General features: G+C 49.0%; 20 protein-coding genes. 13 read left to right on the top strand and 7 right to left on the bottom strand.

Annotated elements, in window-relative coordinates; genetic code table 11:
- Positions 1–117 precede the first annotated feature (117 nt).
- From ilvB to asd, 4 genes are all read left to right on the top strand, one after another.
- Positions 118–1881, top strand: coding sequence for a biosynthetic-type acetolactate synthase large subunit (gene ilvB, locus Q9291_RS02350; RefSeq protein ID WP_306388384.1), 1764 nt, complete (start codon positions 118–120; stop codon positions 1879–1881).
- On the top strand, positions 1881–2372 hold the full coding sequence (ilvN, locus tag Q9291_RS02345; RefSeq protein ID WP_306388383.1) for an acetolactate synthase small subunit: 492 nt from the start codon (positions 1881–1883) through the stop codon (positions 2370–2372). Before ilvB ends, ilvN begins: the two co-directional genes overlap by 1 nt.
- Before the next feature lie 53 nt (positions 2373–2425).
- A complete protein-coding gene (ilvC, locus tag Q9291_RS02340; protein WP_306388382.1) occupies positions 2426–3442 on the top strand; it encodes a ketol-acid reductoisomerase in 1017 nt (338 codons plus the stop codon).
- 236 nt (positions 3443–3678) lie between these two features.
- On the top strand, positions 3679–4533 hold the full coding sequence (asd, locus tag Q9291_RS02335; protein WP_306388381.1) for an archaetidylserine decarboxylase: 855 nt from the start codon (positions 3679–3681) through the stop codon (positions 4531–4533).
- 76 nt (positions 4534–4609) lie between these two features.
- Here asd and Q9291_RS02330 read toward each other — a convergent pair whose 3' ends face one another.
- The gene (locus tag Q9291_RS02330; protein ID WP_306388380.1) at positions 4610–5158 is read right to left on the bottom strand and encodes an RNA pyrophosphohydrolase; all 549 of its coding nucleotides are present in this window, start codon (positions 5156–5158) and stop codon (positions 4610–4612) included.
- Positions 5159–5300: 142 nt separating this feature from the next.
- Positions 5301–6023, bottom strand: coding sequence for a hypothetical protein (locus Q9291_RS02325; RefSeq protein WP_306388379.1), 723 nt, complete (start codon positions 6021–6023; stop codon positions 5301–5303).
- Positions 6024–6305: 282 nt separating this feature from the next.
- Here Q9291_RS02325 and Q9291_RS02320 point away from each other — a divergent pair, with 282 nt between their 5' ends.
- The 8 genes from Q9291_RS02320 (at position 6306) to folE2 (ending at position 13534) form a co-directional block, all read left to right on the top strand.
- The gene (locus tag Q9291_RS02320) at positions 6306–7232 is read left to right on the top strand and encodes a YncE family protein (protein ID WP_306388378.1); all 927 of its coding nucleotides are present in this window, start codon (positions 6306–6308) and stop codon (positions 7230–7232) included.
- Between the two features lie 182 nt (positions 7233–7414).
- Entirely contained in the window at positions 7415–7960 is a 546-nt protein-coding gene (locus tag Q9291_RS02315; RefSeq protein WP_306388377.1) for an SRPBCC family protein, read from the top strand.
- Between the two features lie 455 nt (positions 7961–8415).
- Positions 8416–8778 (top strand): pilin, encoded by a 363-nt coding sequence (locus Q9291_RS02310; RefSeq protein ID WP_306388376.1) that lies wholly within the window; start codon positions 8416–8418, stop codon positions 8776–8778.
- Positions 8779–8901: 123 nt separating this feature from the next.
- The gene (locus Q9291_RS02305) at positions 8902–9555 is read left to right on the top strand and encodes an alpha/beta hydrolase (RefSeq protein ID WP_306388488.1); all 654 of its coding nucleotides are present in this window, start codon (positions 8902–8904) and stop codon (positions 9553–9555) included.
- Between the two features lie 81 nt (positions 9556–9636).
- On the top strand, positions 9637–9885 hold the full coding sequence (gene xseB, locus Q9291_RS02300; RefSeq protein WP_306388375.1) for an exodeoxyribonuclease VII small subunit: 249 nt from the start codon (positions 9637–9639) through the stop codon (positions 9883–9885).
- Positions 9886–9935: 50 nt separating this feature from the next.
- Entirely contained in the window at positions 9936–10826 is an 891-nt protein-coding gene (locus Q9291_RS02295; protein WP_306388374.1) for a polyprenyl synthetase family protein, read from the top strand.
- Between the two features lie 3 nt (positions 10827–10829).
- On the top strand, positions 10830–12674 hold the full coding sequence (gene dxs, locus Q9291_RS02290; RefSeq protein WP_306388373.1) for a 1-deoxy-D-xylulose-5-phosphate synthase: 1845 nt from the start codon (positions 10830–10832) through the stop codon (positions 12672–12674).
- Positions 12675–12724: 50 nt separating this feature from the next.
- The gene (gene folE2 / locus Q9291_RS02285; protein ID WP_306388372.1) at positions 12725–13534 is read left to right on the top strand and encodes a GTP cyclohydrolase FolE2; all 810 of its coding nucleotides are present in this window, start codon (positions 12725–12727) and stop codon (positions 13532–13534) included.
- Between the two features lie 211 nt (positions 13535–13745).
- Here folE2 and Q9291_RS02280 read toward each other — a convergent pair whose 3' ends face one another.
- Entirely contained in the window at positions 13746–14918 is a 1173-nt protein-coding gene (locus Q9291_RS02280) for an MFS transporter (protein ID WP_306388371.1), read from the bottom strand.
- Between the two features lie 96 nt (positions 14919–15014).
- The gene (aroC, locus tag Q9291_RS02275; protein ID WP_306388370.1) at positions 15015–16109 is read right to left on the bottom strand and encodes a chorismate synthase; all 1095 of its coding nucleotides are present in this window, start codon (positions 16107–16109) and stop codon (positions 15015–15017) included.
- Between the two features lie 106 nt (positions 16110–16215).
- Here aroC and corA point away from each other — a divergent pair, with 106 nt between their 5' ends.
- Positions 16216–17301: a magnesium/cobalt transporter CorA gene (corA, locus tag Q9291_RS02270; RefSeq protein WP_306388369.1), complete on the top strand. Its 1086-nt coding sequence runs from the start codon at positions 16216–16218 to the stop codon at positions 17299–17301.
- Here the strand turns inward: corA and Q9291_RS02265 are convergent, their stop codons facing one another.
- The 3 genes from Q9291_RS02265 to dnaK all read right to left on the bottom strand — a co-directional run bounded on the left by Q9291_RS02265 (position 17302) and on the right by dnaK (position 21737).
- On the bottom strand, positions 17302–18093 hold the full coding sequence (locus Q9291_RS02265) for a ParA family protein (RefSeq protein WP_306388368.1): 792 nt from the start codon (positions 18091–18093) through the stop codon (positions 17302–17304).
- Positions 18094–18566: 473 nt separating this feature from the next.
- Positions 18567–19700 (bottom strand): molecular chaperone DnaJ, encoded by a 1134-nt coding sequence (dnaJ, locus tag Q9291_RS02260; RefSeq protein ID WP_306388367.1) that lies wholly within the window; start codon positions 19698–19700, stop codon positions 18567–18569.
- A 114-nt stretch (positions 19701–19814) separates the two neighbouring features.
- On the bottom strand, positions 19815–21737 hold the full coding sequence (gene dnaK, locus Q9291_RS02255; protein ID WP_306388366.1) for a molecular chaperone DnaK: 1923 nt from the start codon (positions 21735–21737) through the stop codon (positions 19815–19817).
- Positions 21738–21791 lie beyond the last annotated feature (54 nt).

Genomic DNA, 21791 nt, shown 5'->3' with positions numbered 1-21791 from the left:
TTGTGCGCGTTTTTAATCAGACTGCATAAAGTTAACTTTCGCTTGAATCTTGACCAAATACCCAAACCAAGTTAATGTTTAGGGTTCAACATTAATTAGCCAATAAATCAAGGTTTTATGGATTCTTCAACCCACCCCGCGACCGACACTCCCGCCAAATCGATGACGGGAGCGGACATTGTTGTTAATTGTCTGAACGAGGAAAAAGTCAAATTTGTTTTTGGCTATCCCGGCGGCGCGGTCTTGCATATTTATGATGCTCTGTACAAACAGAATGGCTTCAAGCACATTCTGGTGCGTCATGAACAGGCCGCAGTGCATGCAGCCGATGCTTACTCACGCGCCACAGGCGACGTAGGCGTGGCATTAGTGACCAGCGGCCCAGGGGCGACGAACGCCATTACCGGCATTGCCACCGCTTATATGGATTCAGTGCCGCTGGTCGTGATCAGCGGCCAGGTGCCTGTTCCGGCGATTGGCATGGATGCTTTTCAGGAAGTGGATATGGTGGGCGTCACCCGCCCATGTGTAAAACATAACTTCCTGGTGAAGCATGTTAAAGACATTGCACCGACCATCAAAAAAGCATTTTTTATTGCCAAAACCGGCCGACCAGGCCCAGTGGTTGTAGATATTCCTAAAGACATCACCGCACATGTCGCGGATTTCATTTACCCAAAAACGGTAGAAATGCGCTCATACAATCCGATTTTGAAAGGGCATAACGGCCAGATCAAAAAAGCGGTCAAACTATTGCTGAGCGCAAAACGTCCGATGATTTATACCGGCGGGGGCTTGGTATTGGGCAACGGTGCAGCAGAACTGGTGAAATTGGCCAAAGCACTCAACTTTCCGGTCACCAACACACTGATGGGGTTGGGCGGCTACCCTGCAACCGACAAACAGTTTGTCGGCATGCTAGGTATGCACGGCACTTACGAAGCCAATATGGCCATGCAGCACTGTGATGTGTTGCTTGCGGTAGGTGCACGCTTTGATGACCGTGTGATTGGTAACCCAAAGCACTTCACCAGCCAGAAACGCACGATCATTCATATCGATGTGGATCCTTCCAGCATTTCCAAACGCGTGAAGGTCGACGTGCCGATTGTCGGTGACGTGCATTCCGTGCTGACGGACATGAATGAAATTCTGGCGCAGGAAGAAAACCAGCACACTGAAATCGCCGACTGGTGGAAACAGATCAACGAATGGCGTGGCGTAGAATCCATGGATTACGCCACCTCCGATAGCGTGATCAAGCCACAATACGTGATCCAGAAGCTGTGGGAAGTAACCAAGGGCGATGCCTATATCACCTCGGATGTGGGTCAGCACCAGATGTGGGCGGCGCAATACTACAAATTCGACAAGCCTCGACGCTGGATCAACTCGGGCGGCCTCGGCACTATGGGGGTTGGCCTGCCTTATGCTATGGGTTGCCAGTTTGCTGACAAACATGCGCAAGTGGCCTGCGTGACCGGTGAAGGCAGCATCCAGATGAACATCCAGGAGCTTTCAACCTGTGCGCAGTATGGCCTGCCGATCAAGGTTATTCTGCTCAATAACCGCTACCTGGGCATGGTACGCCAGTGGCAGGAGTTCTTCTACGAGAACCGTTATTCAGAATCCTACATGGACAGCCTGCCTGACTTTGTCAAACTGGCAGAATCCTATGGGCACGTGGGTATGCGCATTACCAATCCGGCCGACGTTGAAGGCGCGCTGAAAGAAGCATTCGATAAAAAAGATAAATTTGTATTTATGGATTTTGTCACCGATCAAAGCGAAAACGTATTCCCCATGGTTGAAAACGGCAAGGGCCTATCCGAAATGGTATTGAGCCCAATGACACAAAGCCGTCTGAAAGGGGACCAATAATGCGCCATATTATTTCCTTGCTGATGGAGAACGAAGCAGGCGCACTGTCACGTGTTGCCGGCCTGTTTTCGGCGCGTGGTTACAATATTGAATCACTGACGGTGGCAGTCACCGAAGACCCAACTCTGTCACGCATGACCATTGTGACATCGGGTTCTGACGATGTGATTGAACAGATTATCAAGCAACTCAACAAGTTGATTGACGTGGTCAAAGTGCTGGACCTCAACGATGGCAAGCACATTGAGCGCGAATTGATGCTGGTCAAGGTCAAAGCGACCGGCGTTTATAAAGACGAAATGAAGCGCATGTGCGACATTTTTCGCGGCCGTATTATCGATGTGGCCGACAATAGCTACACCATAGAGCTTACCGGCTCTTGCAGCAAACTGGATGCATTTATCGAAGCCATAGATCGCAGCGCGATTCTGGAAACCGTGCGTACCGGCGCGTCCGGCATTGGTCGTGGCGACCGCATCCTCAAAGTTTAATCGACATTATTTTATATATACCTACGCATTTGTATTGAAAGGCAAAAGCAGACATGAACGTTTATTACGACAAAGACGCCGACTTAAGCATCATTAAAGGCAAAAAAGTGACTATCGTGGGCTACGGCTCCCAGGGCCATGCACACGCAGCCAACTTGCGTGACAGCGGCGTCAACGTCACTATCGGTTTGCGTAAAGGCGGCGGCTCATGGGCGAAAGCTGAAGGCGCTGGTCACACGACGCTGGAAATCGCAGCAGCAGTGAAAGATGCTGACGTGGTGATGGTGTTGTTGCCAGATGAAACCATGGCAGAAATTTTCCATGCCGAAATCGCACCCAACCTGAAAAAAGGCGCTGCGCTGGCATTTGCCCACGGCTTCAACATTCACTACAACCAGATCGTGCCACGCGCTGACCTGGATGTGATCATGATCGCGCCTAAAGGTCCTGGCCACACCGTGCGTTCCGAATACCTCAAAGGTGGCGGCGTGCCTTCATTGATCGCCGTTTACCAGAACACTTCTGGCAAAGCGAAAGAGATTGCATTGTCTTACGCAGCAGCCAACGGCGGCACCAAGGGTGGCGTGATTGAAACTGACTTCCGTGAAGAAACAGAAACTGACTTGTTCGGCGAACAAGCGGTGCTGTGTGGTGGCGCGGTTGAACTGGTTAAAGCCGGTTTCGAAACATTGGTTGAAGCAGGTTATGCCCCAGAAATGGCCTACTTCGAGTGCTTGCACGAGTTGAAACTGATTGTTGACCTGATGTACGAAGGCGGTATCGCCAACATGAACTACTCCATTTCCAACAATGCGGAATATGGTGAGTACGTGACTGGCCCACGCGTGATCAACAGCCAGTCTAAAGATGCGATGCGTGAATGCCTGGCCAACATCCAAAACGGTAACTACGCTAAACAGTTCATCCTGGAAGGCCGTACTAACTATCCTGAAATGACTGCACGCCGTCGTTTGAACGCTGCGCACCCAATCGAACAAGTGGGTAACAAACTGCGCGCCATGATGCCTTGGATTGCGAAAAACAAATTAGTAGATCAATCTAAAAATTAATTTTTAGAAAATTGATCGATAACTAAAGATCAATCCAAAAACTAGTTTCCTGGCACATTGATCGAGATTAAACAGATCACTATTAACCCTGTTTTTCCGGTTATTTGATAGAAGTTTAACGATCAAGACAAAAACTAATTCACTACATGCATGTAAAATCTGAAGCACAGGATAGTTTACTATTCTGTGCTTTGTTTTTTTACACATGCAGCTGTGCAAGTCATAAGGATTTCCACTTGAAACTCTCGATATTATTGCAATACATCGCCCCCAAACAATTACTGACAGTCGTCGCCGGCACACTGGCACACTGGCAAGGCGGCAGCCTCACCACCGCTTTTATTGGCTGGTTTGTACGTAAATACCATGTGAACATGGATGAAGCGGCCAATAGTGACATTGCCAGTTATGCAAGCTTTAACCAGTTTTTTACCCGCCCCCTGCGATCAGGTGTCAGACCGCTGGCAAAATCCGCATTGATTTGCCCGGTAGATGGCGCCATCAGCCAATTTGGGCAAATAGAACAAGGCCAAATCTTCCAGGCCAAAGGACACCATTACACTGCCCAGGCACTGGTAGGGGGTGACGCCGCGCTTGCTGCCAGATTTAATGCCGGGAGCTTTGCCTGCCTGTATTTAAGTCCGAGGGATTACCACCGCATCCATATGCCTTGCGATGGCAAACTGCTGGAAATGACCTATGTGCCAGGAGACCTGTTTTCGGTAAATCCGAATACTGCGGCTAACGTACCCGGTCTGTTTGCACGCAATGAGCGCGTCGTCTGTGTGTTCGAATCCGAAGCATACGGCAAATTCGTCATGGTACTGGTAGGCGCCACGATTGTAGGCAGCATGGCGACCATCTGGCACGAGTCTAAAGATCAGATTATCAATCCTCCCCGCTTTGGCAGAACCGTGAAATGGGATTACAGCGATCAAGCCATTACACTAAAACAAGGCAATGAAATGGGCCGTTTTTTACTGGGGTCCACCGTGGTCATGCTGTTTGAAAAAAACGTCTGCACATTTCACCCAAGCTGGCATCCAGGCAAAGTCATTCGCCTGGGTGAAGCAATGAGCACTGAAGTTTAACCCTTATTAGGCGTAGACAAAAAAGCAGAAGGATCTCCTTCTGCTTTTTTGTCTACGCCTACCTACCCTTGCCAAACTAATCATCCTTCACAGCAGGCGCCAGCTTTTCCTTGTGTACTGGTTTGCGAGATTGCGTACCATAGCGCTTGGCCGGATGATGCAGAAAATTAACCAGTTCATTGAGCGCAAGCTGGTAGACTTCGCGCTTGAACTCAATGACATCCGCCAAGGGCACCCAGTACTCGCTCCAGCGCCATGCATCAAATTCCGGGTGATCACTGGCACGCAAAGAAACATCACTGTCTCGGCCAACCAGACGCAACAAAAACCATATCTGCTTTTGGCCTTTGTAACTGCCTCGCCATTCACGCTTGATCCAGCTGGTAGGCACTTCATAACGCAACCAGTCACGCGTGCGACCGAGAATTTTGACATGCTCAGGCTTGAGCCCCACTTCCTCCATCAACTCACGATACATGGCCTGCTCAGGAGTTTCGCCATACTTAATGCCGCCTTGCGGAAACTGCCAGGCATGCTCTCTGATACGCTTGCCCCAAAACACCTGATTGTGGGTATTACATAAAATAATTCCCACATTTGGACGGTATCCATCACGATCTAACATAAAAACTGCCTTAAATAGTTAATGCAATTTTTTCACACTTTACAGTTTAATGAAAGAACATCCATCACGGCCTCTATAAAATTCACCTACAGAAACAAAAAAGCTCACGAACCGTGAGCTTTTTTATCATCAATGTGAAAAATCAAAGTGCGCTTTTGCGGGCAGCAATACCACCAAACATAAACAACGCTACCGTGAACATTGCCAAAGAATTAACTTCAGGGACTGGAGTCACCGTCATGCTGACAAAGGTATAGTCAGACTGGTTATTACAGGAAGAACACGAAGATTTTGCAACACCAGTCGCAGCAGTGAATTGAATATTGGTTACAGAGCGAAAGCCAAATGGATTCGTTAACTCCCACGCACCCGTACCCCCGTCAACGGCACCACTTCCAAGTGGCGACACTGAACCAGGCCCTGTCCAGGTAGCTGAATGCGCGCCAGTAGCAGTCAAGTAAAAAATGTCAGAGCCGCCATCAGCAAAGTTGACCAGCAACTTGGCAACCTCTTGTACATCCGAGTACTCTGGACCATCAAACAATAGTCCCAATGTTAATGAAGAAACAATCACTTCTTTGGAAAAGCTAGCTGTTATTGTTTCATCAATATCAATCTCACCCGCGGTTCTACCGGCGGCAACACCTACGCCAGTCATTGAATCTTGTGTTTTCTGTTTAAATGCACGGCTGCCTGTGAAAGTGGCCGTCAAGTTATCAGCAAAAGTAATGGTGTAAACCGTTTGCCCATCTACGAAATTTGAACCTGTGACCGTATCAGAAGTGATGGCAAGAGCGGCATTTGACGCGGTCATTAATGAAAAGACAAACAATGTTCTTAAGCAGTAATACACTAATTTACTCATTTTAATCTCCCTGATATTAATATTGTCTTTGATTCTACGTTAGCCACCAGTAGAGTCGCAATACAGAATCATCTTAAGTAACTGAATTTATTATTAATTTACATGTACAAAGAGCCACCATTGCATTGGTTGAATACTGTCACCACATCTACACTTGTCAACGCAATCCAATTCAAGACGTTCTGCTGCATATATCATGCTAGTTTACTCACGCTCAACTAACACCTATTGACTATGCGAGATTACATATCCTGGAATCTATTCACATACCTGCTATCACTGATGCTCTGGGCAAACAACGCTGCGGCTGGCAACTTTGCCTACATAACCAATCAGGGTAGCAATACGGTTTCTGTGCTCGACATTGATAGCCGCAAAGTGACACATACCATTGCTGTCGGCAAAGCGCCGGTAGGCGTCGCCATTGCCGACAAACAGCAACGCATTTATATCTCCAACGCGAACAGCCAGACCATCTCTGTTATTGACCACCGCAGCAAACAGCAACTTCAGGAAATCCGCGTAAACATTCAACCAGTTGGCATTGCGCTTAGTCGTGATGAAAAAACTCTGTATGCCGCAGACTGGGAAGGTGCGCAGGTAATCGCGATCGAGACAGCACATCCGGAAAAGCAAACGGCATTCAAAGCGGGAAAAACGCCTTCAGGCATGGTGGTCAGCGCCGACAACAAAAAACTCTTTATTGCCAACCGTGACAGCGACGACATTACCGTCATAGACACCCGCACACTCAAACAAATCACGCGCGTTCCAGTCGGCATCCATCCTTTTGCACTCACCCTGAGCCCCGATGGCAAAACAGTTTACGTAGTGAATGTAGTCAGCAATAGTCTGAGTCTGCTCAATGTTGAAACCTATCAGACGCAGACCATGAAAACCGGCCAGCATCCTTACGGTGCGGCTGCCACTCCAGATGGCCGCTGGATCTACGTGACCAATAACCACGCTGAGAGCGTGTCGGTGATTGAGTCTGCCACCGGAAAAATCGTGAAAACCATCGCCGTCGGCGAGTTTCCCGAAGGCATAGACTACGATCCAGTCAGTCAGTTGGTGATCGTCGCCAACTGGGGGACAGACAACCTGTCGCTGATAGACACCCGCACCAACGAAGTCACCAGCATAGTGCCCTGCGAAAAGCTTTGCCGCGCATTTGGCCGGTTTATTTTTAACACCGGCGCCTCGAAGTAAGCATTTTTATCTGATATCACGCAGATTATTGGTTTTTTTCAAGAAATATTCAGGAGAGTGTCGCAAAATCACAATTTTTTAGGTAAAGTCACGTGTTCTTTTTACATGCAAGCTTGTGCTGCCTGATGGCTAAAACAAGCAACGATGCAATGATGATATTTAGTCCGTACAGGAGAAACTCAATGAAAAAACTACTCGGCATGATTGCCATCACTTTATTGCCGCTGGCGCCCTTAACGGCAGCAGCCCACGGCGCCGCCGCATTGCGTTTTGAAAAAAGCGTCACCATCAAAGCCCCCGCTGCTAAAGTGTGGGCTCTGCTCAAAGACTTTAGTAACGAACAAGCTTGGCATTCAGGCGTTGAATCTACCAAAGTAGAAACCAAAAAAGATGAGAACGGTGACGATGCCACTTACCGTACCGTCAAATTGAAAAATGGCGGCACCATGTATGAAAAACTGCGCTCAGCTGATGATGCCGGCATGCGCCTTAAATATGAATACGTGCTGGAAAAAAGCACCCTGCAATTCTCCAACTTCTACCCAACCATCAGCGTGACCGCTAATGGCGGTGACACTGTAGTGACTGTCAAAGGCAGCTACACGCGCGCTGACTCCTCCAACATTCCGAAACCGGAACAAAACGATGATGCCGCGACCAAAGCGATTAACGAATTTTTTGATACTGGCTTTGCCAGTTTGAAATCGGTGGCCGAATCGGGAAAGTAATTCGCCAGGCAACTGGCGCAAACTCAAATAGCGGTAAAAAACCCTGGTGGAAGTTTTGGTAATAGCCCCACAAGTCGTTTAGCAGTTTTTTGTTTTTGCAAATTCAGCGCCACACCAAAAGTTGGGCGCTGACAACAATGAAGGGATTGTGTACAACACAATCCCTTTTTTGCATGTCCACCTAGCCCTGACAAAAAATATCACTTGCCTTTACGTTCGCTGACTAATCCTGTCACATATGCCCAAAGTCGTCTAGACACCATACGCATTAGCATCTACGATTCAAATCAACGAACTAAGGGGAAAAACCATTTTAATTCATATTTATCAGCAAGTTACATAGCCATTAAAAATTTGGCATGCCTATTGCTAATGCTTATCCGAACACTGTTGGAAAAGCAGTGAATGAACCATAAAGTAGTGACATTCAACTTTAAGACTAAAAGGAAATGACAATGAAAAAACAAATGCAAAAAGGTTTTACCCTGATTGAATTGATGATTGTAGTGGCCATTATTGGTATTTTGGCTTCTGTGGCGATTCCGGCGTATCAGGATTACACAAAAGATGCGGCTGATAATGCATGTATGGCGGAGGCAAGTGCTTACGCTAAGAAGTCATTTGCGGACATCCAGCTTGGAAAAACACCAGCAGCACCTGTTAATAAAGCGTGCACTTCAATTGGATCCGCTGCAGCAATGACAGCTACAACTTTGGCTGCAATTGCTGCTACGCCAAAATCACCAGGTACATCATCGATTTCTTGTGACTTGGCCGCCGGTGCCACTTGCACCAAAACTGCAGCAGTAACGCCATAATTTTGATTAGGATTTAAAACAAAAAACTCCGCCAAAGCGGGGTTTTTTTGTTTTAATATGTCCAAATTTCCTATTGAATTCGTATTGCGCTTTTACGCAGAGGCTCCTAAAGTCAAAATACCTATGCTGAATAACATCACCATTAATAACAAAAGCAATGAATCAGCAGCAATCATATGGATGCATGGCCTAGGCGCAGACGGTCACGACTTCGAGCCTGTCGTGCATATGCTCAATTTGCCGCATATTCGCTTTATTTTGCCACACGCCCCCTATCGCCCCGTCACATTAAATAACGGTTACGAAATGCGTGCATGGTATGACATTTTTGGTCTGCAACCTGAGAGTCAGCAAGATGAAACTGGCATTCGCGCCATGGCGTCCGAAATTGAGGCCATGATTGCTGCTGAACTTGTGCGCGGGATTCCTGCGCATCGCATTTTACTGGCCGGATTTTCGCAAGGCGGGGCGATAGCTTTACATACTGCGGTGCGCTACCCGGAGACACTTGCAGGCGTATTGGCACTTTCAACCTATTTGCCATTACGTACCCAACTTGCGACTGAGAAACACCCGGCAAATAAGCATATGCCTATCTGGATGGCGCATGGTCTCGTTGACAGCGTCATCACTATACAAACCGCGCTGATAGCGCGAGACTCATTGCTTGAAGCAGGCTTTAATGTCATTTGGCAAGAATATGAGATGCCACACAGCGTATGTGCGCAAGAAATTGATGACATCAGAAAATTTCTGAGCAGTGTATTACCTGTCTGACACTTAGCTGCAAGCATAGAATAATCCCTCAAGAGCAGGGACTTTTGTTAAAATAGTGTGGATTTTACAGGCCCTATTTTGATGAGCATCCAGAAGCCCCCTCCATCCAATACACTTGACGCTGGCACGTTTGCCGAACGCATGGCGACCATCGAAAGCATTGTCAAAAAAATGGAGTCTGGCGAATTGCCTCTGGAAGAGGCTCTCAGCGCCTATGCGCAAGGCACACAATTACTGCAAGCTTGCCAAGTTGCACTGCAGCAGGCAGAGCAGTCTGTCATGATCCTTAACCAGCAGCAACAACTCACCCCCTTTGACTCACAAGAGTAATCTGCCAACATCCATCTCCAAAAACCAGCACAACCAGATTTCACGACTTCATGACAGCTTCATCCTTTGCATTCGAGCCTTGGGCAAACACACACCAGCAGCGTATTGAGCAGGTATTGTCTGGCGTGCTTCCAACGGATGAACTGTTACCAGAACGTTTGCACTCAGCGATGCGCTATGCCGTTCTGGGTGGAGGTAAGCGGGTGCGTGCCTTGCTTTGTTATGCAGCTGCCAAACTCGTTGGCACAGACATCATTGCGGCTGACACCCCTGCGGCGGCGGTGGAATTGATTCATGCCTTTTCGCTAGTACATGATGACATGCCATGCATGGATAATGATGATTTACGCCGTGGAAAACCCAGCTGCCACAAACAGTTTGATGATGCCACTGCGCTGCTGGTCGGTGACGCGCTGCAAAGCCTGGCGTTTGAGCAAATAGCGGCATCGCAGGCACCGCAAGCGCTGATACAAGTGCAGGTATTGGCGCAAGCCACTGGCTCGCGTGGCATGTGTGGTGGACAAAGCATCGATTTGCAAAGTACCGGGCAGCATCTGTCACTGGCAGCGTTGGAAACCATGCACCAATATAAAACAGGAGCATTGATTCGCGCAGCCACCATGCTTGGCGCCTATAGTGCCGCAAGTACTGACCATGCGCTGCTGATGACACTCGACCAGTACAGTCGCAATATGGGGCTGGCTTTTCAGGTGGTGGATGATATTCTGGATGCCACTGCCGATACCCAAACGCTTGGCAAAACGGCGGGCAAAGATCAGGCACAAGACAAATCGACGTATGTCAGCCTGCTCGGCATTACGGAAGCCCGGACGCTGGTCAGAAAACTGCACGATGACACCATGCAATTATTATCCTCTTACGACCAGGCAGCGGATCCATTACGCGGGATTGCCAGCTTTATCTGTGAACGGTCGTTTTAAACCATGACTTCATTACTCCATCAGATTGATTCGCCACTGGACTTGCGCCAGCTGGATAAAATGCAATTGAAAGTGCTGGCGGCCGAGTTGCGCGAATTTCTGGTGCAAAGCGTTGCGCAAACTGGTGGGCATCTTGCCTCCAATCTGGGCGTGGTTGAGCTGACCATTGCCCTGCACTACGTGTACAACACCCCGGATGACCGGCTGGTATGGGACGTTGGCCACCAGACCTATCCACACAAAATTCTGACTGGCCGCCGTGCAGCCATGGCCAGCCTGCGTAAACCGGGCGGCATCGCCGGTTTTCCAAAACGCGACGAAAGCGAATACGACACGTTTGGTACCGGACATTCCAGTACCTCAATTTCGGCAGCACTCGGTATGGCGGTTGCAGCCAAAGCGGCCGGACTCCACCGCAGAAGCGTGGCCATTATCGGCGATGGCGCCATGACGGCGGGCATGGCGTTTGAAGCATTGAATAATGCCGGGGATATGGATACCAACATTCTAGTGATACTCAATGACAACGACATGAGTATTTCCAACAATGTGGGCGCACTGAACAATTATCTGGCGCGCCTGATGTCGGGCAAATTGTATGACAGCGTGCGCCGCAGCGGTAAAAAAGTGCTGGATATCATGCCGCCAGTGAAAGAATTTGCACGCAGGGCAGAAGAGCATGCAAAAGGCATGGTCACCCCGGGCACCCTGTTTGAAGAATTTGGCTTTAACTACATCGGCCCGATTGATGGCCATGATATCGATACACTGGTAGACACCTTGGGCAATATCCGCCAGTTGCAGGGACCACAATTCTTGCATGTGGTCACACAAAAAGGCAAAGGCTATAGCCCGGCTGAAGACAACCCGAACAAATACCACGGTGTCAGCAAGTTTGACCCGCAAAATGGCCATAGTGTCAGTCACGCTGGCAAACCCAGCTACACCGAGATTTTCGGCGACTGGCTGGTCGACATGGCCACTGCCGATGACAAACTGGTCGGCATTACCCCGGCCATGTGTGATGGCTCCGGCTTGAATCGTTTTGCCGAGGCTTTCCCACAACGCTATTTCGATGTTGGCATTGCCGAACAGCATGCGCTGACCTTTGCAGCAGGCATGGCCTGTGATGGCTTGAAACCGGTAGTTGCAATTTACTCTACGTTTTTGCAACGGGCTTACGACCAGTTAATTCATGATATTGCGCTGCAAGATCTCGATGTGCTGCTGGCAATCGACCGTGCTGGTCTGGTCGGGGCCGACGGGCCGACCCATGCTGGCAGCTTTGATTTGAGTTTCCTGCGCTGCATTCCCAATATAGTGCTCATGGCACCCAGCGATGAAAACGAATGCCGCCAAATGCTCAGCACCGGCTACCTGCACCGGGGTACGGCAGCAGTGCGCTACCCGCGAGGCAGTGGAGTGGGCGCCCCCGTGCAAAAGTCGCTGGCGCCATTGGAAATCGGTAAGTCTGAATGCAGAAGACAGGGCAAGCACATTGCCATTCTTGCATTTGGCAGCATGCTACTGCCTGCCCTGCAAGCAGCAGAAACACTAAATGCGAGCGTGGTCAACATGCGCTTTATCAAGCCGCTGGATGAAACCATGGTGCTCAAAATGGCTGAATCTCACGACTATTTAATCACAGTTGAAGAAAATGCGCTTATGGGAGGCGCTGGCGCTGCTGTGCTGGAGTGCCTACAGAAAAACCGTGTAGTCATGTCAACATTATGCTTGGGCTTGCCTGACCAATTTATTGAGCATGGCAATCATGAAACTATGCTGGCAGAATGCGGTCTAGATGCGTATGGCATACGGTCGGCTATTGAGAATTTAATATCCGAGTAGTATACTCAACTATTAACCAACAGGCGGCTTTGCATCGCCATGGAACCCTGATGAATCAACCAGTTATCCCCACAGCGATCGAAGATGTACAAAACACCCCGGATGTACGTCGTCTCGATATCAACAAAGTCGGCATCAAGTCCATTCGTCACCCGGTGATCGTCAAAGACAAAACCGGCGGTGAGCAACATACAGTGGCGATGTTTGATATGTTCGTGCACTTGCCGCACAACTTCAAAGGCACCCACATGTCACGTTTTGTTGAAATTCTCAACATGAACGAGCGTGCGATTTCGATTGATTCGTTTGAAACCATATTGCGTGAAATGGTGGGGCGTCTGGAAGCAGAATCAGGCTATGTTGAAATGCGGTTTCCGTATTTTATTAACAAAGCTGCGCCGGTTTCAGGGGTAAAGAGCCTGCTGGATTATGAAGTTACCTTTATTGGTGAAATTAAAAACGGCACATTTGAAATCACAGTTAAGGTGATGGTTCCGGTCACCAGCCTGTGTCCATGTAGCAAAAAAATCTCTGATTACGGCGCGCACAACCAACGCTCCCATGTCACAGTAACGGCCTTGCTCAATGAATTTATGTGGCTGGAAGACTTGGTCACTCTGATCGAGGAACAAGCCTCTTGCCAGTTATATGGACTGCTCAAGCGTCCTGATGAAAAATTCGTGACTGAACGCGCTTACGACAACCCAAAATTTGTCGAAGACATGGTGCGCGATGTCGCAGCGCAGCTCAACAATGAAAAACGTATCATCAAATACGTCGTCGAATCTGAAAATTTCGAGTCTATCCATAATCATTCAGCTTATGCATTGATTGAGAAGGATAAAAGAGACAACGCATAGCATTAGACTCGAAACTTCAGTGTAGGCTCACATCGATTTCGATGTTAAGCGTAGCGGCCGAAACTAAAACTTTGAAAGTACTCACAACCATAGTGCCTATGCTTTAATTGAGAAAGACAAACGCATTCAATAATAAACTTGCAGTCACTCTTCACTAAAAAGCCCGGCTTCCGGGCTTTTTGATTTTTGCGGTACTGATAAAAACCTCCCACTAATGGCTAAACATGCCTCTGGCAGCATAAGGTTGCGCAAGTTTGAGTCCAAGCGCGATGACAATCGCACCAAGCAACGGAAACAGCGCCGCCAGTGTAAACGTGAGCTGCCCACCCAGGGTTTGCAACGCGAATCCACCTAACAAACCGCCCAATGCCCCGCCCACACCATAAGCCACACTATTATAAATGGCCTGCCCCTTGGCCTGATGACGTCCATTGAAATACTGAGTGATCACTTCTATCGAGGCCGCGTGAAAACTGCCAAAGGTGAAAGCGTGCAGGGTCTGCGCAATGATCAGCAAGCCCCAATGATCTGGCACCAGGCCCATCATTGCAAATCTGACCACGGCCAGACCGAGGCTGACCAGCAAAATTGTTTTTAATTTAAAGCGCGCCATCAACCAGGGCATTTTCATAAAGATGCCGATCTCGCAAATCACGCCGATTGACCACAGCCAGCCGATGGTCCCTTTGCTATAACCATGCTCTACAAGGTAAATGGAATAAAAGTTGTACATCAGGCCATGCGCGGTCACCATCATGGCACACCCGACGAGCAAGGTAATCACTGTACGTTGCTTTAAAATCTGCCACACTGAAAAAGTATCGTGCGCATGCGGTGGCACATGCGCCTCAGGCAGTTTAAAGGTGAGTCCAAACAAGACACACTGCACCATCAAAATAAACCAGAGCAGGCTTTGAATACCAAAGCGGTCAGTCAAGTAACCGACTACAACAGAAGCCACAATAAACCCCCACGACCCCCACAAGCGGATGTTGCTGTAATGGCCATTAGTGCTTGCCAAATGTGCGAGCAAAAGGGATTCTGACAGTGGCAAGGTGGAACTGGTAAACAAGCTGAGTGCGACCATCACCACAAACATGGCGACAAAGCCGTGTGCCCAGAAAATAGCGACAAAGCCCAGCAAGCCGAGAAACGCCGTGAGGCGTATCCAGCGTACACGCTGCCTGGTATGGTCCGCCAGCCACCCCCACAGGTTAGGTGCTACGATACGGCTCAGTTGAAACAACGACATCAAAATGCCGATATCGGCCGGACTGAAGGATTCGGAAGTCAGGTACAGGCCCCAATAGGGGACAAAAGCACCGACAAAGAAATAATAAATAAAATAAAAACGGGAAAGGTTGAAATGCAGGGCACGGCTCATCAATTCAACCCGGTCATGACACGAAGATGAAGCGCTGCACTTACGCTGACCGCTGGACGAGACCGGAGAGCATGACGCATCGATAATGCAGCATCATTACTTCAACACAGGCACAGTGGTGCGCACATCGGCATTTTGCCCACGATGGCGCAGGGCGTGATCCATCAGCACCAATGCCAGCATCGCTTCGACAATCGGTGTGGCCCGAATACCCACACATGGGTCATGACGCCCTGTGGTCTGCATCATGACTGCTTCGCCATCCATATTGATCGAGCGGCGTTCCTGCGGAATGCTCGAGGTCGGTTTAAAAGCCACATGGACGATAATCTCCTGTCCGGTCGAGATGCCGCCCAAAATACCGCCTGCGTGATTACCCACAAAGCCTTCTGGCGTCAGCTCATCACAATGCTCGCTGCCGCGCTGGGCAATCGAATCAAATCCTGCGCCAATCTCGACGCCCTTGACCGCATTGATCCCCATCATAGCGTGCGCGATGTCGGCATCCAGCCGGTCAAAAATAGGCTCACCCAAGCCCACAGGAACCTGCTCAGCCACTACCGTAATTTGCGCGCCTACCGAGTCGCGTTCCCCCCGGACCTGGTCCATATAGGCTTCAAGTTCCGGCAACATTTCGACATTTGGGGAGAAAAACACATTATCAGGGTGGGCCAATGCATCCCAGCCGACAAATGGCACCGGAATCTCGCCCAACTGGCTCAGGTAGCCACGAATCTGTATGCCATATTGTTGCTTCAGCCACTTTTTGGCAATGGCCCCTGCAGCCACACGCACGGCGGTCTCACGAGCGCTGGAACGGCCACCGCCACGATAGTCACGGATGCCGTATTTTTGGGTGTAGGTATAGTCGGCATGTCCCGGACGGAACGTGTGCATAATTTTGCTGTAATCCTGGCTACGCTGGTCTGTGTTGCGGATTAACAATCCGATAGGCGCGCCAGTGGTCTTCCCCTCGAACAGGCCGGACAAAATCTCCACCTGATCAGCTTCATTGCGTTGCGTGACATGACGGGAAGTGCCAGGCTTGCGCCTGTCCAGATCTACTTGCAAGTCCTCTGCAGACAGTTCAAGACCTGGCGGGCAACCATCCACAATACCACCGATGGCAGGGCCATGAGATTCACCAAAGGACGTCAAAGTAAACAAGGTACCCAAGGTATTGCCAGACATGCGATTTTCTCACTGAAAAATTTTGTTTTATTTTATCATAGACTGCTTGCACACCTGTCCGGGCTTTTCCGACATGCATACATTCCTACTGTGATAGATACTTAACATGTCCAAACGCAAACACATGCACCGCAAGCACCGCTTGCTCGGCACTGACAACAAGGTAATCACCTCGCCCGCCAGCGCTGAAGCCACAGCCTGCATCCATAAAATGTGCTACAACGCTGAAGAGCTGGTTTCACAGCAACTCACCATGCAGGAGATTACCCACTGGCAAGCCCCGCCTGCACACGTGGCTTGGATCAATGTGCATGGTGTACTGGACATTGCCTTGCTGCAAGCGGTTGCCAAGCGGTTTAGCCTGCATCCACTGGTGCTGGATGATATCCTGAATACGGAACAACGCGCCAAGCTGGATAGCTATCCGGAATATCTATTTCTTGAAACACGCCTGTTCTACTACGATGCAGAAAGCTTGAGCGTCAGTTCCGAACAAATCAGCATGGCATTAGGCCGAGAATGGTTACTGACCTTTCAGGAGCGTCCATCAGGAAGCTTTGAGCCCGTTAGGGAGCGTTTGCGTCAGGGACAGGCATTACTGCGCAAAAGCGGCGTGGATTATCTTTGTTATGCGCTACTGGACAGCCTGATGGAACGTTACTTCCAGGTACTGGAAGCGATCAACGAGGATGCTGAGCGCCTGGAGGCCCACTTATTGGACAATCCCAGCCCTGAAGACCTGCAAAATATTCATCGCTTAAAACATGTGAGTATTGAATTACGCCGGGCAGTGTGGCCTTTACGCGAAGTCCTGAACAGCCTGATACGTAATGAGCACGGTTTTTTCAGCCCGCAAACGGTGCCCTATCTGCGCGACCTGTATGATCATACGGTGCACTTTACCGAGTCACTGGAAGCGATTCGCGATACGCTGAGCGGGTTGATGGATATCTACATGACCAGCCTCAGCCAGCGCGTCAATCTTGAGGTCAGGGCACTCACCGTGGTGGCCATGCTGTTTATGCCTGCCACCCTCATCGCTGGTATTTTTGGCATGAATTTCAGCAAAATGCCCTGGATAGATGACACCTATGGTTTCTGGTGGGCGATTCTGATCATGCTGACCATCGCCATCGCGATGCTGCTGGTATTCTGGCGGCGACAATGGCTAAGCAGCCGTCATCAGCAATGATTATGCAACAGCCACAGCTTTCTCGGGTAGCTGCTTGCTGACATCCTGCAACTCAAAATACAAGGCCATGTAGTCACGGGCACCGGGGCTGCCTGCATCATAATCAAATACATTTTTGCCAATGCGCGGACTCTCGGCCAAGGCAATATTTTCAGAGATCTTGGTGACCAACACCTCGCGCCCAAACAGGCGCCGCATTTCCTGCTCGACTTCCACGGTCATTTTCTTGCGCTTGTCTGCCCGTGTCAGCAAATAACGTCGTTCAATGCGCCGCTTTAAGACAGGCTCCAGTGCACGCAATGCTTTTTCGACCTTCACCGCAGAGTTGATAGAAAAATAATCTGATGAAACTGGAATAATAATTAAATCACTGGCAAATACCGCATTCAGTGAAATCACACCGACATACGGACAGCAATCAATAAAAATATCCGTGTCAGGGTGTGTTTCAGACAATACATTCAAACCGTGATTAAGTTTTTTGAGAATGATGGGACCACGCCCAAAGTGGGAGTCAACTTTCATCAATTCTGCATTCGCAGACAACAGCATCATCTCTGCGCGTACAGGCTGCATTAACTGAGCAAGGGGCACATCTGACTGATAAAAATGAAATAAATGCTTGTGGTGATCGAGACCGATGTGTTTATAGATACTGGTCAAATGTGCTTGCGGATCAAAATCCAGCAATGCAACCTGATGTTGTTGGCGATGAAAAGCACCTGCCAGATTAAGCGTAGTCGTGGTTTTCCCCACGCCTCCTTTTTGATTAAAAATGGCTATTCTTGTCATAGTAAACGTTCATACAAACCATCTCTGCGCCTTAGAGCTGTCAATAGCGCCCCCAATCGCTTCAAGCATAAACCAATTCAAATACTTAGGCTATCTTTGATAGCCAGTCAGCCCTTAAAATCAGCATAAAATGTATTAACGGACAAAAAAATGCCCGCTATTGCGGGCAAAAGGGGGTTTGGATCAGGAGGAAATCAATGCTAGTGTTGACAAAATCAACTAAATCTAGCCATCAAACGAAGCATTGTGTGTTTCGTTTAAAGATGAGTTCATTTTAAGAGGGAGTTATTGCAGCAATTTGACGAAGCTGTAACTGAATTGTAAAAGTTAAAATTCAATTGTTATCAAATTGTAACTTTAATAAAAACAATTACTTATCTCCATGCAAGTGATTGGAACAGGGTACGATAACCAGACTGGCCACCATACCCTGAATCAACGAATGCGACCAAAACTGGTTAGAAAATCAGCGGCTAGCTAAAAAAATCACGGGCCTTGTCTACCCAGCTTTTGTTTTTCGGACTGTGTTTTCCAGCATCGGCCTGCGTACTGCTCTCAAACTCGCGCAACAAGTCTTTCTGCTTTTCAGTCAGTTTAACCGGTGTTTCTACCACTACATGCACCATCAAGTCGCCGTACTCGTTTGAGCGCAATGGCTTGATGCCTTTACCACGCAACCGGAATACGCCACCAGTTTGGGTCTCGGCAGGAATTTTCATTTTCGCAGCACCATCCAGCGTTGGTACTTCTATTTCCCCCCCCAATGCCGCAGTACTAAAACTGATTGGCATTTCGCAATGCAAATTGGCTCCATCTCGCTGAAAAATTGAATGCTCTTTTAAATGCACAACTACGTAGAGGTCACCTGTAGGACCGCCATTCACACCGGCTTCACCCTCACCACTCAGACGAATACGATCACCCTCATCTACCCCTGCAGGAATTTTAACGTTAAGCGTTTTGTTTTGTTTGACACGACCATTACCATGGCAGGTTGGACAAGGGTCTTTGACCATTTTCCCGGTGCCATGGCACTTTGGACACGTTTGCTGTACCGAGAAGAACCCCTGCTGCATACGCACCTGACCGTGTCCGTTACAGGTGGTACACGTAACAGGCGAAGTGCCAGGACGTGCACCAGAGCCATGACAGGTTTCGCATGCCGTTTGTACCGGAATCCGAATCTTGGTCTCGGCGCCTCGGGCAGCTTCTTCCAGCGTAATTTCAAGGTTGTAGCGCAAGTCAGCACCACGATAGACATTTGAACGTTGACCTCCTCGGCTACCGCCGAAAATATCACCGAAAATATCACCAAAAGCATCACTAAAGCCGCCACCATTAAAGCCGCCAAAACCATTACCGCCGCCCATGCTTGGATCCACGCCAGCATGACCATACTGGTCATACGCTGCACGCTTTTCCTCGTCACTCAATATTTCATAAGCTTCTTTAGCCTCTTTAAAACTTTCTTCGGCTTTGGGGTTATCAGGGTTACGGTCCGGGTGAAACTTCATCGCCAGCTTTTTAAAGGACTTTTTAATTTCCTCATCACTGGCATCGCGATTCACACCCAACACTTCATAGTAATCTTTTTTTGCAGCTGCCATAATTCTTCCGTTTAAGCGCATGCGCCATATAGACAAACACACCCGTTATCAGCGAGGTGTGTTTGCCAGCATCAAGAATCAGTGTAGGCGCACAGCACCCACACCCTGTCACGATTAGTCTTTTTTCACTTCTTCAAACTCGGCATCCACTACATCGCCTTCAACCGTCTTTTCACCTTCAGGCTGCTGTGCGCTCTCAGTGTTAGCCTGCGCCTGTTGTTCAGCGTAAACCTTCTCACCCAATTTTTGTGAAGCTTCCATCAAGGCATTGGTTTTGGCTTCGATGACTTCTTTATCATCGCCATCCTTGGCTACCGCCTCCAGCTCTTTAATCGCGTCTTCAATCTTGGCTTTTTCCTCAGCCTCAATCTTGTCGCCATGTTCAGCCAGCGACTTCTTCACACTGTGCAACACGCTGTCAGCCTGGTTGCGGGCATCCACCAGTTCACGCAGTTTTTTGTCTTCGTCAGCATATTTAGCCGCATCTTCTTCCATGCGCTGAATTTCTTCTTCAGACAAACCGGAGTTGGCCTTGATGGTGATTTTGTTCTCTTTGCCGGTGGCTTTATCTTTGGCAGACACGTGCAAAATACCGTTGGCATCGATATCGAATGTCACTTCAATTTGCGGCATGCCACGTGGGGATGGTGGAATGTCGCTCAGGTTAAACTGCCCCAGGCTCTTGTTGCCAGACGCCATTTCACGCTCACCTTGCAACACGTGAATGGTCACCGCATTCTGGTTGTCTTCGGCTGTTGAAAACACTTGCGATGCCTTGGTCGGAATCGTGGTGTTTTTCTTGATCAGCTTGGTCATCACGCTGCCCAGGGTCTCAATCCCCAGCGACAACGGTGTCACGTCCAGCAGCAAGACGTCTTTCACGTCGCCCTTCAACACACCACCCTGAATCGCAGCACCCACGGCCACGGCTTCATCCGGGTTCACGTCTTTACGTGGTTCCTTGCCAAAAATCTCTTTCACTTTTTCTTGCACTTTTGGCATGCGGCTTTGACCACCGACCAGAATCACATCAGAAATGTCTGAAGGAGACACTCCGGCATCTTTCAATGCAGTTTTGCAAGGCGCAATGGTGCGCTCGATCAACTCTTCAACCAGAGATTCCAGTTTAGCGCGAGTGATTTTCACCACCAAGTGTTTAGGTCCGGTGGCATCTGCCGTAATGTAAGGCAGGTTCACTTCGGTTTGTTGCGCACCTGACAACTCAATTTTGGCTTTCTCAGCGGCTTCTTTCAGACGCTGTTTAGCCAGCAAGTCGTTGCGCAGGTCCAGACCGTTTTCTTTCTTGAACTCATCAGCCAAGAAGTCGATGATACGGTTATCGAAGTCTTCACCACCGAGGAAAGTATCACCGTTGGTAGACAATACTTCAAACTGGTGCTCGCCATCAATTTCGGTAATTTCGATAATCGAAATATCAAAGGTACCGCCACCCAAGTCGTAGACAGCAATCTTGCGATCACCTTCCTGCTTGTCCATCCCAAAGGCCAGCGCCGCTGCGGTAGGTTCGTTGATGATACGTTTTACATCCAGACCAGCAATACGGCCTGCATCTTTGGTTGCCTGACGTTGGCTGTCGTTAAAGTAAGCCGGTACTGTGATCACGGCCTCGGTCACTTCTTCGCCCAGATAGTCTTCGGCGGTTTTTTTCATTTTGCGCAAGACTTCGGCAGAAATCTGTGGTGGCGCCTGTTTATTGCCACGCACCTCTACCCAGGCATCGCCGTTATCGGCTTTGGCAATGGTATAAGGCATCAGATCGATGTCTTTTTGCACTTCTTTTTCATCAAAGCGACGGCCAATTAAACGCTTGACCGCAAACAAAGTATTCTTGGGGTTAGTCACTGCCTGACGTTTTGCAGGCGCGCCAACCAGAATTTCACCATCTTCCTGATAAGCGATAATGGATGGGGTGGTGCGCGCACCTTCAGCGTTTTCAATCACGCGAGGTTTGCCGCCTTCCATCACTGCGACGCAGGAGTTGGTCGTCCCCAAATCAATGCCAATAATTTTAGCCATGTTGTTATTTCCTTAAATTCGTTAATCTCAATACCGATGTTCTAATAATTGGGA

The organism is Methylophilus aquaticus, from assembly GCF_030769565.1.
GTDB lineage: Bacteria > Pseudomonadota > Gammaproteobacteria > Burkholderiales > Methylophilaceae > Methylophilus > Methylophilus aquaticus.
This window is presented reverse-complemented; position numbering and strand designations above follow the sequence as displayed.

Bases quoted from the DNA above. Each gene is read 5' to 3' on its own strand.
- Q9291_RS02315 (WP_306388377.1), top strand. From the start codon at position 7,415: ATGAAAAAACTACTCGGCATGATTGCCATCACTTTATTGCCGCTGGCG.
- Q9291_RS02325 (WP_306388379.1), bottom strand. From the start codon at position 6,023: ATGAGTAAATTAGTGTATTACTGCTTAAGAACATTGTTTGTCTTTTCA.
- aroC (WP_306388370.1), bottom strand. From the start codon at position 16,109: ATGTCTGGCAATACCTTGGGTACCTTGTTTACTTTGACGTCCTTTGGT.
- dxs (WP_306388373.1), top strand. From the start codon at position 10,830: ATGACTTCATTACTCCATCAGATTGATTCGCCACTGGACTTGCGCCAG.
- ilvB (WP_306388384.1), top strand. From the start codon at position 118: ATGGATTCTTCAACCCACCCCGCGACCGACACTCCCGCCAAATCGATG.
- Q9291_RS02265 (WP_306388368.1), bottom strand. From the start codon at position 18,093: ATGACAAGAATAGCCATTTTTAATCAAAAAGGAGGCGTGGGGAAAACC.
- Q9291_RS02280 (WP_306388371.1), bottom strand. From the start codon at position 14,918: ATGAGCCGTGCCCTGCATTTCAACCTTTCCCGTTTTTATTTTATTTAT.
- Q9291_RS02295 (WP_306388374.1), top strand. From the start codon at position 9,936: ATGACAGCTTCATCCTTTGCATTCGAGCCTTGGGCAAACACACACCAG.
- folE2 (WP_306388372.1), top strand. From the start codon at position 12,725: ATGAATCAACCAGTTATCCCCACAGCGATCGAAGATGTACAAAACACC.
- Q9291_RS02305 (WP_306388488.1), top strand. From the start codon at position 8,902: ATGCTGAATAACATCACCATTAATAACAAAAGCAATGAATCAGCAGCA.
- Q9291_RS02330 (WP_306388380.1), bottom strand. From the start codon at position 5,158: ATGTTAGATCGTGATGGATACCGTCCAAATGTGGGAATTATTTTATGT.
- corA (WP_306388369.1), top strand. From the start codon at position 16,216: ATGTCCAAACGCAAACACATGCACCGCAAGCACCGCTTGCTCGGCACT.
- xseB (WP_306388375.1), top strand. From the start codon at position 9,637: ATGAGCATCCAGAAGCCCCCTCCATCCAATACACTTGACGCTGGCACG.
- dnaJ (WP_306388367.1), bottom strand. From the start codon at position 19,700: ATGGCAGCTGCAAAAAAAGATTACTATGAAGTGTTGGGTGTGAATCGC.
- dnaK (WP_306388366.1), bottom strand. From the start codon at position 21,737: ATGGCTAAAATTATTGGCATTGATTTGGGGACGACCAACTCCTGCGTC.
- Q9291_RS02320 (WP_306388378.1), top strand. From the start codon at position 6,306: ATGCTCTGGGCAAACAACGCTGCGGCTGGCAACTTTGCCTACATAACC.
- Q9291_RS02310 (WP_306388376.1), top strand. From the start codon at position 8,416: ATGAAAAAACAAATGCAAAAAGGTTTTACCCTGATTGAATTGATGATT.
- ilvC (WP_306388382.1), top strand. From the start codon at position 2,426: ATGAACGTTTATTACGACAAAGACGCCGACTTAAGCATCATTAAAGGC.
- ilvN (WP_306388383.1), top strand. From the start codon at position 1,881: ATGCGCCATATTATTTCCTTGCTGATGGAGAACGAAGCAGGCGCACTG.